11 protein-coding genes and 1 pseudogene are annotated in these 12,967 nt (G+C 49.2%); 7 read left to right on the top strand and 5 right to left on the bottom strand.

Features of this window, described 5'->3' with window-relative positions:
- Window positions 1-246: 246 nt before the first annotated feature.
- The 5 genes and pseudogenes from ACVLVH_RS13120 to ACVLVH_RS13100 form a co-directional block, all read right to left on the bottom strand.
- Window positions 247-4,377 (bottom strand): esterase/lipase family protein, encoded by a 4,131-nt coding sequence (locus ACVLVH_RS13120; protein WP_038981692.1) that lies wholly within the window; start codon window positions 4,375-4,377, stop codon window positions 247-249.
- Between the two features lie 335 nt (window positions 4,378-4,712).
- Window positions 4,713-4,904 carry a hypothetical protein gene (locus ACVLVH_RS13115; RefSeq protein ID WP_498949506.1) on the bottom strand — a complete coding sequence of 64 codons (192 nt, stop codon included), beginning with the start codon at window positions 4,902-4,904 and terminating at the stop codon, window positions 4,713-4,715.
- 623 nt (window positions 4,905-5,527) lie between these two features.
- Window positions 5,528-6,103 carry a YagK/YfjJ domain-containing protein gene (locus ACVLVH_RS13110; protein ID WP_038981694.1) on the bottom strand — a complete coding sequence of 192 codons (576 nt, stop codon included), beginning with the start codon at window positions 6,101-6,103 and terminating at the stop codon, window positions 5,528-5,530.
- A gap of 196 nt (window positions 6,104-6,299) precedes the next feature.
- Window positions 6,300-6,892, bottom strand: a pseudogene (locus tag ACVLVH_RS13105) (hypothetical protein).
- Window positions 6,893-6,988: 96 nt separating this feature from the next.
- Complete coding sequence (locus ACVLVH_RS13100; RefSeq protein WP_099543515.1) at window positions 6,989-7,195, bottom strand: helix-turn-helix transcriptional regulator; 207 nt, start codon at window positions 7,193-7,195, stop codon at window positions 6,989-6,991.
- A gap of 500 nt (window positions 7,196-7,695) precedes the next feature.
- Here ACVLVH_RS13100 and ACVLVH_RS13095 point away from each other — a divergent pair, with 500 nt between their 5' ends.
- The 7 genes from ACVLVH_RS13095 (at window position 7,696) to ACVLVH_RS13065 (ending at window position 12,966) form a co-directional block, all read left to right on the top strand.
- A complete protein-coding gene (locus tag ACVLVH_RS13095; RefSeq protein ID WP_021554934.1) occupies window positions 7,696-8,574 on the top strand; it encodes a hypothetical protein in 879 nt (292 codons plus the stop codon).
- Between the two features lie 107 nt (window positions 8,575-8,681).
- Complete coding sequence (locus tag ACVLVH_RS13090) at window positions 8,682-9,557, top strand: GTPase family protein (RefSeq protein WP_498949505.1); 876 nt, start codon at window positions 8,682-8,684, stop codon at window positions 9,555-9,557.
- A gap of 243 nt (window positions 9,558-9,800) precedes the next feature.
- Window positions 9,801-10,517, top strand: coding sequence for a helix-turn-helix transcriptional regulator (locus ACVLVH_RS13085; protein WP_021571976.1), 717 nt, complete (start codon window positions 9,801-9,803; stop codon window positions 10,515-10,517).
- 35 nt (window positions 10,518-10,552) lie between these two features.
- On the top strand, window positions 10,553-11,005 hold the full coding sequence (locus tag ACVLVH_RS13080) for a hypothetical protein (protein WP_099543518.1): 453 nt from the start codon (window positions 10,553-10,555) through the stop codon (window positions 11,003-11,005).
- Window positions 11,006-11,076: 71 nt separating this feature from the next.
- Window positions 11,077-11,550, top strand: coding sequence for a YfjT/YkfB family phage-associated protein (locus tag ACVLVH_RS13075; RefSeq protein WP_021554938.1), 474 nt, complete (start codon window positions 11,077-11,079; stop codon window positions 11,548-11,550).
- A gap of 120 nt (window positions 11,551-11,670) precedes the next feature.
- On the top strand, window positions 11,671-12,492 hold the full coding sequence (locus ACVLVH_RS13070; protein ID WP_021554939.1) for a DUF932 domain-containing protein: 822 nt from the start codon (window positions 11,671-11,673) through the stop codon (window positions 12,490-12,492).
- Window positions 12,493-12,522: 30 nt separating this feature from the next.
- The gene (locus ACVLVH_RS13065; protein ID WP_021554940.1) at window positions 12,523-12,966 is read left to right on the top strand and encodes an antirestriction protein; all 444 of its coding nucleotides are present in this window, start codon (window positions 12,523-12,525) and stop codon (window positions 12,964-12,966) included.
- Window position 12,967 lies beyond the last annotated feature (1 nt).

Here is a 12,967-nt window from a genome sequence, read left to right as displayed (position 1 = left end):
AGAGTTTATCAAGTTGGTGGGGCTTCGACCATGGACGTCTGTACATCAAATTCAGATATTGCTGTAGATAAAAAGGTAAGTTTCACTTAGGCGTGAAGTAGGGAAATTATGGTAAAGGGCTATTCGGAAAGGGCTGTATTACATGTAGTGGCGTCCAATAAGCCGAAAATTACTTTCACCAAAACAGCCCACATTGCGGGCTTTATGATGTAAAGCATACTTCATAGTGAGGGGAGCTATTCTGCATTAATATTCGAACCGTTCACTATCCCTTCTGTTTAGTCTCGCGCTCCTCTGTTGGTCTCTGTCGAACCGTTCTTGCACTTCGCCCATTATCCGCGAGGCTGCAAGCGCAAGCTCCGGATTTCCGCTGTTGCGAAGCTCAGCGAGTAATGCCAATTTATCCTCTGCACAGACTGCTCTGGAGCCTAAGTCGTCATCTGCAGAGACATTATGCACCAAGCCCGATAGCACCGGTTCGGGTGAAGGAGCTCCTGCAATCAGGGCGTTGGCCAGGGCGGTCCACACGAGATGCTCTCCGGATTTTTCATACGGAGAAATCAGTGTTGCCAGGCATGGATAGCGGGTCCGAGGATCCTGCTGACACCAAGCCATTGTGACTGCCAGTGGCAGTACCGTCAGAGGCTGGGCTTTGCTGTAAGACCGCTGTGAAACAACGTCATGGAAGGCTTCATCAATGACGCCGGGTGCAGGACATAAGCGGTCAAGAATAACTTGCGGTTGGTAGTGACAGATGAGGCCGAGTACCTCGGTAAAGTCATAATCATGCAGAGTATAGCGTTCTGATGACCGGACAATGGCTGCCAGCAGGTCGCGCGCCTGCTCAGCAGAACACGCCTGAAATGCACGTTTCGCGATCGCAGAGATGTTATCTGTGGGAATATCTCTGGTCGGTACCGGATGCCCATAGATGATGGCGCAGATCCACCCACGCGCGAGCTCAAGCAGAGGCTCACTGCAGACATAGCCGTCGCGACCGTCATCATGAACTCGCATCGAAAGGATATCGAACGCAGTGGAAGGGCCATTGTGATGGCACCACATCAGTTGTAGGAGTTCGATGAGTGAACTGTCGGGGATCATGGCATGCCGCATGCCACTGGTTAATATTCGGTAGCCACTCACATCTTTTCCCGGGTCCTCAAGATGGCGCATAACTCGCTCAATGCTGTTTGCATCCATCGGTATGTGCGCCTGTATTACTGCAAAGTGCTTCTCCATCTCAGGCATGTGCATCCAAGCATCCAGAACGGCATGACAGAGTGCGGGAGCCTGGCGATAAACTCCCCTTAACGCACCACAGAGAAACACATTTTTAATATTATCTGCGCCTAGCCGGGCTACCTGGGGGTTAAGTTTCTTGCAGAAATCATGAGGGTCTGAAATCTCTTCGCCCAGCGCAGTCGAAAATTCCATCATTTGTCTATACTCGCTGTCCTCAAGCAAGGCACGGCAGATAATGCTGTCCCTAAGGTCTGGCGAGCAGGATGCAACGTTCCTGCCGAGGGTGGCTGCCTCTCTTAGAGCAACGTCATATCCGGAAGTGTGATTTTCCCCGTCCACATCCTTTTCCCCGAGGCCATAAAAACTCTGTTGTTGTGAAAAAATAAAGATGTTGAGTTTCTGTGCTAGGGTGTCCGGCCGGGTCAGTTGTTCGAGCAGCTGCAGAGTCTCCCGTTCTGCTTCGGTCTGTTTCTCGGCGTCGAAATGAATGGCCTGTTTGATGGTCGTCCACAATGCCTCATCACCCGGCGTGCCGACGAGCATTTTAATCAACGTGACAAGTAGGGGCTGTGCGGGTTTGATTTTCCATAACGATCTGAACCAGCTATGCACTATCCCGCACGTATCGCGGGATAGCTCCGGATGCCTGGTATAGGTAGCGATGAGAAAGTCCAGTACCCTGCAGAACCAGCCCTCGTAGTCGCTCCTCGTCTGAGGAAGATATCCAAAGTCACGAACCTGAGCCCCAAAGTCGAAGCCCTGAAATGAGGTAAAATGCGATGTTTTCAGCAGACTATTTAACAGACGCAATGCCAGACCCGTGCGTTGCTCGAGAAGCAGTGTTTCGATGATGTTAAGACGCATTGCTAACGGTGCATGGGTGCCGGACAGATGGATATGAAACAGGGTGCACAGAAGGTCGGTACTGGAGGCATTGTTTTTGTTTGTCTTCTCATTTTCGGCAAAGCGGCACAGCAGCCAGACACACTGCTCAAAATAGCGAGCCTCATAAGCCAGGGAGCGTAACAGACGAGTAATCACGGTAAATGCCAGGTTGTCACGCGTAAAGAACCAGCCGTCTGGCTCCAGGTCACCTGTTCGTGTAATAAACTCCAGTGTTTGCTCTTGGGCTACCGGGGCGACATTGGCAATCAGGGAAAAGGTTTCAGTGTAGTGGTCCTTTCCTTGGGCGAGCATCCTGTCAAATATGCCGTCAGAAGCCAGCATCTTACCAGCCATGGCTGCCGCTTCCTGGGAATCCGAAAGATAACCCAGCCGACGTGTAAACGATCTGAACAGACGTTCATTTTTATCAGGGGCCAGAACCGATAGGATCTGTGTGGCTGGAATGTCTTCCAGTGCTCGCTGTGCGAGTCCGTTTGCAATGGGGTGCGGAAGAATGGCCATCCAGTCTCCCCTAACTTGAGCCAGTCCCCGCCGTTGAATTTCACGCGCGCAGGCATAAAGTCTGTCATGATGAAGGTGGGCAATGCAGGCCAGATCGGTCAGTTCTTCACTGTATCCGTCCCCGTTAGCAAAGCGGAATGAATACACTATCGAGAGAAGTGAACCAGCTTGCATCAACTCCGGGCTAGTATCGTGCCGCTGATTAAAGAGCCTGCTGAACAGCTCGCTGCTCCTCAGTCTGGAAATATTCTCTCCCCGGCCGATGGTGGCAGCTAGCGCCAGTGCAACACGGGCATTCCCTCCCGAGAATTCTGCAATGGTACTTCGACTAGCCTGGCTGATGTCAGGGAAATAGCCAGATATTAAGGCCTCAATCAGTTCTCCGGAGCCGGCCTCCATCGAGATAACATCGGTGTTATCAGGAATATCATCCCGAACATCATACTCCACGGTCAGAAGACGGGAACGCGCAGGCCCAGGATCGGCGTTTAACACACTGTTCAGTGAGTTATGCAAGGCCGGGGCACAGTTGTCGACGACAACCACCGCCTCCTGTGCCGTGGATTTGAGTTTTTCCAGTAGAACATCTGGAGCTGGAAACGCTTGGCCTCCGGCATCGGTATAAAAAACAGTGTCGGGGGAGAGAGCTGCCCGACCGATGTTTGTTTCAAAGAGGGCCTGTACAAAGCGGGTCTTCCCGACCCCAGACAGTCCGACCAAGCGGAGTACCGCACCGGGCACAGCGAGCTTTTGTCTGATCGAGTCCAGCATCTCTTCAGCCGTGATTTTCCTGCCAGCATCGATACTCGCATCGCTGAACTTGACCTTATCATCAATAATATAACGTCCGTCAACGTCTTGCGTAGCGCCTGACCAGTTCTGGTATCCGCGCCAGCCACTGACCTGACTGCCAAAATGCTTCATTAGCCAGAAGTGCTGTGGGGTGATTTTCGCCGACTTAACAAAGTTCAGCACATGCTGATACACCTCATTCTGCCTCGAATCAGGTTTGCAGATCCCGTTATGATCAGCATCGACCATAACCATCTCTGCTTGGATTCCCGGGTCGGCACTGTCTGGTTTGACAATCTTAGCAAGCCCGTATAATTTTCGGCTTTCGCCGAGGACCAGACGCTTACCGGTAAAGGTGCGGTCCCAGTTGCGATACCAGACGTTGAGTTCGCGCAAATCGGGGTTGTTACGGTAAAGATAGGCCGTCATGGCTGACGGTCGTCCTCCGAGGCAGGCAAATGCCAGCAATCTTGCGGGTAAGGAATTACCTAAACTCGAGACATCAGAACCCTGATGGGGGGTACCAAGAAAGGCAACGGCGGTGATACTATTCAGCAGTACGCTGACCTCAGGCTCATCCTTTCGGTCACAGGCAAGCCGGATTATTTGTTTAATCAGCAATCCGCCCTGACTGTGACCGATGAAAATAACTTCTCCGCGAGTGATGTCATTCTGCAGAAGTAGCAATTTAAATATGTTCTGAGCCCGATCCTTCAAGCCAATGTCGGGTTGCAACCAGGTTAGGAGACTGGTTTCATATTCGACAGCCCAGATTCGCAGATCCGGATCATCCTGCTGTAACCATTCAGGCCAGAACTGACGTTTATCCATTCCGGCAGTCCAGGTTTTACGGTAATGGCCACCCAGACCGTGTATCAGAACAACATTGCGTTTTGCCCCTTCAGTACCTGCTATTAAATGAATAGTAGCCATCTTCCCAGTGTTCCTTGCATATGTTTAATCTAAATTCACGCTAGATATGATCATTCTTTAGATATTTGCTTAACACTCTTTATATCAGTAATCAGACTTCTTGACCCGCTCTCAAGATTACATATAGCTGTTAGCACGACGAATTAATCAATGGGACAGGCCATGGTCTAAATTCGTTGCCAGTAAGTCATAACAGAAATAAAAAGTAAGGGGAAAGGGCCCACACACAGGATTGCTTATGTAAAAAGAATCCTACTTTCAAGAGTCTACAAACTTTGTACAAAATTGATAAGACCTGATTCCAGCTGGCGTCTTGTTGCGCCATAAATTTCAAATTAGCGGCTGCGAGGCCCGGCGATAAGTTCTGGCAGTGGCATGTTGACGACGGTATTCTGCTGAATAACCCCGTCGTAAAAGTTTGCCCAGACTGCAGGGTTGGCGGCAAATTTCCCAGAAAAAAAGAGTCTTTTGGTAAAGAAAATACGACAGATATTGGATAGCGGCTGCTGCATTAACGCGTTTGTCATTGTTGATGACCGATTTGTTAAGCATAGTCTGTGTTTTGAAGGGGCTGGCGACCTGCAACTCGTCGCTATTAGCGCTGAGGTGTTCACTTCAGTGCGTTTCTCCCAGTGCTCACAGCACCGTTTCGGTTTGGGGGCATCTGGGATTTTCACATCGGCAAAGTTCTTTTTCCTTATGATGCGCCAGTGGCCGATTTCACCAAATCCACTACCGCTGGTGAGAACAACATGGTCTTCAGTTTCTTGTCCTTCGAATTTACTTTTACCTCTGGTTCCCGGTATGCGTAGTTCAAAGCTGCTTGCTTGTCGTGCTCAAACCACGGCACTTCATGCTGTGAGCCCACCTAAAGGATGAGTCCAGAGCCGCATGATATGCAGCTCCAGATTCTGGCTCCTTACGTGCATCGTTCAGACCACCGTTACCGTCGAGAGCGAGAAAGGATTTGGTGTACATAGTATTGTTCCTTACCGCCAGACGACACGCAGGGGTCAGCCGTCCCGGTACGAGCAGTGTGGTTGGATGTGAATGGCAGGTCAGTTAAGAAATATCAGAAGAGGGCTAAGTCTGTGCTGGATGTCATTACTGTCTGTTAGTTTTCACACTATGAGGTACTGACGTAAAAAAGTCAGAGTGACTGGCTGCTACGGGGTCTCCCGGTTAATGGGCGTGCAGGGACCTCGTTGCAGCCGTAGAGTAGCAGGCCATGCTTTTGCTGAATTTTGGTCATATACGCCAGTACCTGTCGGATGTTGGTGATACTGTCCGGATCGCTGTAACGTACCGGAATGTTAATATTAGCCTCGTAATGCTCTTTAAACTCACATCGGTGATACCAGCCTTCCCTGTTAGTGATATCACTCCAGTACAAACCGGCTTGCTGTGCCCAGGAATAGGTATTCTGAGTTTTACTACCATCCAGCCAGAACACGACATGGGCATGGTAGTGATGGTCTTCTGTCCATTCGATAACCCAGAAGAAACCGACTACTACTTCGAGTTGCACCATACGGTTCATCAGCTTTCTGACATCCCTTTCGAGCTGCCGGTGATCCCGCAGGAAAAACTTAGCGGTATGATCCTGGTAAAACAGATCTGTTCGGAGTGCCCGCAGGCAGGAATAGCGCTCTACCAGTTTGTCGATATGGTTGTTCAGGAGTGACTGTAGAAACCAGTCTGGCTCCCATCGTTGTTTGTTTTGCATAGGATGAATTTCTTTAGTGCTGGCGAGGACCAGTTGGTGGAAAGCATCAGGCCTTCAGGAAGGACCATGGCTGGGGGAACTGCATGGATTGAGGAATGGTTGTAAAAAGGGAGTGCCTATTAATTATATTAATTAACCTAAATTAATTTTCACTCCCCAATAACCCTCAAATTCCTTGCATGACTATGGATGAAGCCTAATTCAGTGGTTCCGCTGTCGTCCGCCATGCAAAGCAGACATACTCGTCCATCAGACTGGCAGCGCAGGGTTTTCAGCCTGCCGGTCATTGATCCAGATATCCATCTCCTTGTCTTTTTTGAACCTAAGGTTGTCGGTCCAGTCATCAAGGCAATTACCCAGCATCAAATCGTACCAGCATAGCCAGACCAGCTTCAGACGCAGCTCGCTACCGCTGAACTGCCGAAACAAACTGATGAGTTTATTTGCCAGAGGATGCTGTTTTAACCGCACGCACTCAGACAGCAAAATCCCCTCCAGCATGGGATGGTGAGCCAGCAAGTGTTCTAGGGTAAATAAACTGACGCTCAGGTCATCATTTACAGTCAGTGGGGTTGCTGCTCTGCCATAAATAATCCGGTGCAGGCACTGGGGAACAATAGCAATAACCTCTTCCTCTCCCGGAAACTTAAGGCTGCCAACCGTCAGGGTATGATGGTGGTAGATATTCTGGTGACACATACCCGATCTGACCGTCAGCTTCGTAAAATCGGTCAACCAGACCTGATAATATTTATAAAGATCTTCATAACGAGGCTTGTAATCTTTCATAGTTCATATTCCTTCTGGCTTAAATGACAAACAGCAGAAAACCTCCGGAGCAACCGGATAGTTATTATTCTGCTGAGGGGTTAGTCTGGCGGGAGGTTATTTACGGGACTGGTCGATTCGCTCCTGTAGCCAGTTTTCGACTTCGCTTTTTAACCATCGGGAGCTTCGCCCCAGCTTGATTGGTTTGGGAAAGATTCCGTCCTTAATGAGCTTATAAATCCACTTATCTGTCATTTGCAGCAGACTAGTGATAAATGCCATGTCAACGAACTGGTCTTCGGTCAGTAAAGGGCGGGTAGTCATGATTTGTATCTCCGGTTAAGAAAGGTCAGCCGGATTAGTGATGTTTGATAACGACCACTGCTCCGACATATCTACCGGGCTGATACGTAAAAAAAGCGAGGTACATTGACCTTTGATCTGCTCCCCGTATTCACATAGGTATTTATTTACCGGGAAGTCGACGCATTATTAATGCTTTTATCGCCTGGAAATGAATCATTGCCGGGGATCAACGGCTGTTGTAAATTAATCATAAAGAAGGGGGGAGCCCAGCCAGATGCGCAAAGCGTCAGGAGTAGTCTCTGGTGAACACGATTCTCAGCATTGACAGTGAACGCAGTGACATAAAAAAGTGACCACCACCCTATTAACATAGACAAAAAGACAATGTAATTCACATCAAAAAAATCCTATTTCCCCCGAGTTCATGTACGTGAAATGGATTGAAATTCGTACTGAAACCATGCTAAAACTTCTTTAATTTACGTTAAATCACGTAGTGATTTATGGATGGGGGTAGTATGGTTAAGTTAACGGGCAATGACCGGAGTAGGATACAGCATCTGGAGAAACGACTACGGGAGGCATTAGATAAGAATTTTTATCATCCTCCTGCCGGGGCAAGTGAAAACGACTATCGTTCATATCAGCAAAAAGTCACTATTTATCTTCGGAGTATTAACACACCCGAAAATAATATTAACGCCTTTCTTTCTGAAACAGATCGCCTTTATTCAGGGATGTTTCCATCTGAAAGTGATACAGAGTGGTATCGAAATGATCCACGGGCGAGCTTATGGCTGGTTTGTGAACTCTATGAGGAGCTGAAGAAAAATAAAGTTGAGCATAATGCCGATTTTTTATCACCGGAATTATTACAGCCAAGCCATAATGTAAGAGTTGATGCCATGCGTAGATGTATTAATGACTGGCCTTTATTTTTCACCACACAAAATGATTTCATCAAAGACAGAGGCATTGAATGGGCTAACCTTCTGGATGGTCATGATTTATTCAGAGATGTAAGATCAAGTAAAGTAGATGTTGGTTCATGGCTGAAAGATTATCTTAAAAATAATACATCAATAGGTTTAAATCGAATTTGCGGTGAGTCTCCAGAAGAAGTCATGGCCTGGTGTTATACCAGTTATTTCATTTGGAGAAAAAACAACCTGCACTTACCTGATTCAGTTGAGTTGTTTGACAGGAAATTTAAGGGCGCGTGGGCAACCCAGAAAAACAGAAACAAGAAGAAAGTTGAACTAAACCTGATAGCTCTGAATGTAAATATAACTCAAAAATCACGCGATATTTTAGCTGATTACTGCACATGCAAAGGTGTATCAAGAGACTCGGCTATTGAGCATGCAATTAAAACGGCACTCAGTAAATTTAAATAGACAACAGGTTTATTCTAACAGATTTCAGACAGATATTATCTCCGTGAATCCCCCGCCTCCTTTACCGGAGCGCGGGGATTTTTTGTTTTTCACGCTGAGAACCCTGTATGACTAAACCTCATGGCCTTCAGGCCCTTGAACAACCGCTGACGTCGCTTCCCGATACGCTTCGCCAGCTCATTCTTGAACGTATTAAGAACCTCACCCACTACGAGCCGGTGATTGGCATCATGGGCAAAAGTGGTGCCGGTAAATCCTCGCTCTGTAATGAACTCTTCCGGGGCGAGGTCTCCCCCGTTAGCGATGTGAACGCCTGCACCCGTGATGTACTGCGCTTCCGGCTGCGCAGTGGTCGTCACAGTCTGGTGATTGTTGATTTACCGGGTGTGGGAGAAAACGGGCAACGAGACCATGAATACCGCGCCCTGTACCGGCGTATGCTGCCGAAGTTAGACCTGGTGCTGTGGGTCATCAAGGCCGACGACCGGGCGCTGTCGGTGGACGAGCAGTTCTGGCACGGTGTGATGCAACCTTACCGGCAGCAGGTGCTGTTCGTGCTGAATCAGGCCGACAAAATCGAACCCTGCCACGAATGGGATACTCGTACCAGCACACCTTCATCACAGCAAAAGGCAAACCTAAAGGAGAAAAAGGATGCCATTACTGCGATGTTTCGCCCCAGTCATCCGGTCTGTGTGGTGTCCGCCAGCACTGGATGGGGCATTGAGGAGATGGTGGCAACCATGATGCGTTGTCTGCCTGACCGCGCCACCAGCCCGGTGGTGACACAACTGCGCGGGAGACTCTGCACAGAGCCGGTAAAGTCGCAGGCCCGTGACAGTTTCGGTGAGGCTGTGAGCCGGGTTTTCGATACCGCAGAATCATCTTCGTTCCTGTCTGTACCACTGAAAACGGTGATTCGTAGCGTGCGTGATGCGGTGGTGTCGGTCGCACGGGCCGTCTGGGACTGGATATTCTTCTGATATCGCAATTTTCTCTGCGAATGATGAACTTGTTGTTAATGATGTGTTGATTGTGGACACGTCCTTTCCATTGCGTTTTGTCATCAACTAAATCAGGAGAAGCATCATTATCTGTCAGACGAGCGCTCACAAGGCCGGGCTGCTCATAAAAAATAGTTCCGATGTTGTCCATACCCTGTCCACCCCTTCCTTTAAAGTAATCATTATTAATTCAGAGAGTTAACTTCTCAGGAGAAATTTTTCATGACGCTTCAGGAGCGGCGACATGACCGGCTTGCCGTCAGGTTGTCGTTGATTATCAGCCGCCTGGTGTCCGGTGAAACTCTGTTTATTCGCAAACTGGCAACTGAATTCGGGGTGTCAGAGCGCACGTTACGTCGTGACTTTCGGGAACGTCTGATGTATCTCGACCTGGATTATTACCAGGGGCAGTGCAGTCTGCGCTCGGATATTCACAGTACGCGGCAGGAAATAGATATTCTGACCTTTGCTCACCGCACGGGGCTGGCCGGGGTTTTCCCGGGCTTTGACCGGCGACTGGTCAGCAGCCTGCTGGATTGTGATGATCGACCCTGTCTGGTATGGCATCAGGACAGACCTCATCCCCCGGCAGGAAAGCTCTCCTTCTACAGGCTGGTCAGAGCTATTTCGGGATGTCAGCGCATCACCATTCTGACTGAAGGGGAGCGTCATGAGGCCGTTGCACCTTACCGGCTAATCGCTCTGGACGGTTACTGGTATCTGGTCGCTGAACATAACAGGCAATTACGTGTCTTCCGGCTGGATGAGATTCATCTGGTAAGGCCATCCCGGGAAACATTTATTCGCAGTGAGCTTCTCCATCAGTTGTCGGAGGATAAGCATTTTATCTCTGCCTTACCTCATTTCCGTTTTATTCAGCAGTCGCTGAATTCATTTTCTCCCTCAGAAAGTCGGGGGCAATCCGGACAAACTGATTAGAGATAGTCTCCATAATTAAATGTAAGGTTAATCTAATGAAAAAATTGAAATTATTGTCTTTACTGCCAGTTATATTGTTTCCCTTACTTATCGCAGGTAATGCTCACGCAGCACGTCCTTATAGCGGGTTCCTACCTGCGGCAGTGAATAATAAGAGTGGGAATATATTCTGGTGTGATGCCCACCGACAGGTCAGAAAACTGTGTACAGCGACGGAAGTAGATTCAATGGGATGGTTTATTGTTGTTCGCTCGAAACCTTCCAGAGATTGTCCGGGGGGAATATGGGGGTGGATCACTCCCAGTAAAGACTATGTGGCAACAGGGTATACCATTACGCCAGGTAAAGAATTCAATCTCACCATGAAGGATATGTGCAGTCCCGATATGAAAGTAACGTTCCGCCCGAATAAAAAGGACCCTCGTTATGACGATCTCGTCGGGATTTATGCCGGGAAAGAAGCGTTTCGCTACAAACAAATAAAATAATCCAACTGTTTTTTCGTTACTTTATTGTTTTAAACAACAAAAGCTTTATTACATGATTTGAGGACAACATTATGCGACTGCCTTACGTAATATTTACATTAGCTATGCTGGCTTCTGTATCAACAGCACAGGCTATTCCCAATATGTGGACGAGTGGTTTTGGGATGGGCGTGACCGAATATATCATTACCAGCCCGGAGAAGGTGGTGTTTAATCTGAATTGTACTGGCAATCCGGATGCGCAGAATATTCTGCAACACGGCGTTAATCTCAACCTGCCTGATGGGACATCAGTAAGTTCTCATGACGACGGGACGGAAATAACGGTCGTCATGGATAGCAGCCAGTATCCGTTACCTTCATCCCTCGGCTGGAGGAATGGCGATAACGCCTGGGTATCATTTATTGACGCCCTGAGCCAGGCTGCGAATTTTGATGTTTACGTCAACGATAAAAAAGTCGGCACCTTCAGTCCGGGTCTGAAGAATACGCAAAAAGAACTGTCTGACCTCAGTGAGTGTCGGACCACACACTACAGCGATTAATTATTCACATTTCAGACCTCTCCAGCCCGCTACGCACCAACACCAGATAGCGACAGGCCATGCTCCTTCGGGAACATGGCCTTTTTTGTTTTTATTTGATTATCAGATAAGGAGTTAGCTATGCGATTAGCCAGCCGCTTTGGCCGTATAAACCAGATACGCCGTGATCGGCCTCTGACCCACGAAGAGCTGATGAGTCATGTGCCCAGCGTGTTCGGGACTGACAAGCATGAATCTCGTTCAGACAGGTACACCTACATCCCGACCATCACCATCCTCGAAAGCCTGCAGCGTGAAGGCTTTGAGCCGTTCTTTGCCTGCCAGACAAAAGTTCGCGACCAGAGCAAGCGGGAGCACACCAAGCACATGCTTCGACTGCGTCGCGCCGGTCAACTGACCGGACATCAGGTGCCGGAAATCATTCTTCTCAATAGCCATGACGGTTCATCAAGCTACCAGATGCTGCCGGGGCTGTTTCGAGGCGTCTGTACCAACGGCCTGGTCTGCGGCCAGTCATTCGGGGAAGTGCGGGTACCGCATAAAGGCAATGTCGTCGAGAAGGTGATTGAAGGGGCTTACGAAGTGCTCGGGGTCTTTGACCGGGTGGATGAGAAACGCGATGCAATGCAGTCGCTGGCGTTACCAGTCCCGGCCCGTCACGCGCTGGCAAATGCCGCACTGAAGTATCGATTTGGTGAGGAGCACCAGCCGGTCACGGTATCGCAGTTGCTGACTCCGCGTCGTCGGGAGGACTACAGCGATGACCTGTGGACCGTATACCAGCGCGTGCAGGAGAACCTGATGAAAGGTGGATTGTCAGGGCGAACCGCTCAGGGGAAAAGCAGCCGCACCCGTGCTGTTACCGGTATTGATGGCGATGTGAAGCTCAATCGCGCCCTGTGGGTAATGGCAGAAAACATGCTCGCGTTTTTCGAGCGTTAAACAACCGTTCCGGCATAAGGAGATAGTTTAATGGATACACACAACCCTGAGTTCGCTGAGCAGGCAGCAATTACTGCCTCGGTGGTCCCTGACGAGCTACGCATCGGCTTCTGGCCGCAGCACTTTGGCTCCATCCCACAATGGATAACCCTTGAACCTCGCATTTTCGCCTGGATGGACCGGCTGTGTGTCGATTATCACGGCGGTATCTGGCGCTTTTCGACGCTCAGTAATGGAGGTGCTTTTATGGCTCCAGAGTCAGAGAGCGGTGAGAAGTGGGCATTGTTCAACAGCATGAACGGCAATGGTGCAGAGCTTACCAGTGAAGCTGCAGGGATGGTCGCCTGTCTGATGGCTTACAACCACCATGCCTGTCGCACCGAGTGTGACGCGATGACTGAACACTATTATCTCTTACGCGACTACGCGCTGAACCATCCGGAATGCAGCGCCATTATGCATCTAATCGACTGAG

Source organism: Kluyvera sp. 1366 (genome assembly GCF_054823405.1).
Note: the sequence above shows the minus strand (reverse complement) of the source record. Positions and strands in the feature narration are given on the sequence as shown.

What these genes read in the sequence shown, in the direction of transcription:
- ACVLVH_RS13120 (WP_038981692.1), bottom strand. Translation starts at nt 4,377, where the DNA reads ATGGCTACTATTCATTTAATAGCAGGTACTGAAGGGGCAAAACGCAAT.
- ACVLVH_RS13115 (WP_498949506.1), bottom strand. Translation starts at nt 4,904, where the DNA reads ATGACAAACGCGTTAATGCAGCAGCCGCTATCCAATATCTGTCGTATT.
- ACVLVH_RS13110 (WP_038981694.1), bottom strand. Translation starts at nt 6,103, where the DNA reads ATGCAAAACAAACAACGATGGGAGCCAGACTGGTTTCTACAGTCACTC.
- ACVLVH_RS13100 (WP_099543515.1), bottom strand. Translation starts at nt 7,195, where the DNA reads ATGACTACCCGCCCTTTACTGACCGAAGACCAGTTCGTTGACATGGCA.
- ACVLVH_RS13095 (WP_021554934.1), top strand. Translation starts at nt 7,696, where the DNA reads ATGGTTAAGTTAACGGGCAATGACCGGAGTAGGATACAGCATCTGGAG.
- ACVLVH_RS13090 (WP_498949505.1), top strand. Translation starts at nt 8,682, where the DNA reads ATGACTAAACCTCATGGCCTTCAGGCCCTTGAACAACCGCTGACGTCG.
- ACVLVH_RS13085 (WP_021571976.1), top strand. Translation starts at nt 9,801, where the DNA reads ATGACGCTTCAGGAGCGGCGACATGACCGGCTTGCCGTCAGGTTGTCG.
- ACVLVH_RS13080 (WP_099543518.1), top strand. Translation starts at nt 10,553, where the DNA reads ATGAAAAAATTGAAATTATTGTCTTTACTGCCAGTTATATTGTTTCCC.
- ACVLVH_RS13075 (WP_021554938.1), top strand. Translation starts at nt 11,077, where the DNA reads ATGCGACTGCCTTACGTAATATTTACATTAGCTATGCTGGCTTCTGTA.
- ACVLVH_RS13070 (WP_021554939.1), top strand. Translation starts at nt 11,671, where the DNA reads ATGCGATTAGCCAGCCGCTTTGGCCGTATAAACCAGATACGCCGTGAT.
- ACVLVH_RS13065 (WP_021554940.1), top strand. Translation starts at nt 12,523, where the DNA reads ATGGATACACACAACCCTGAGTTCGCTGAGCAGGCAGCAATTACTGCC.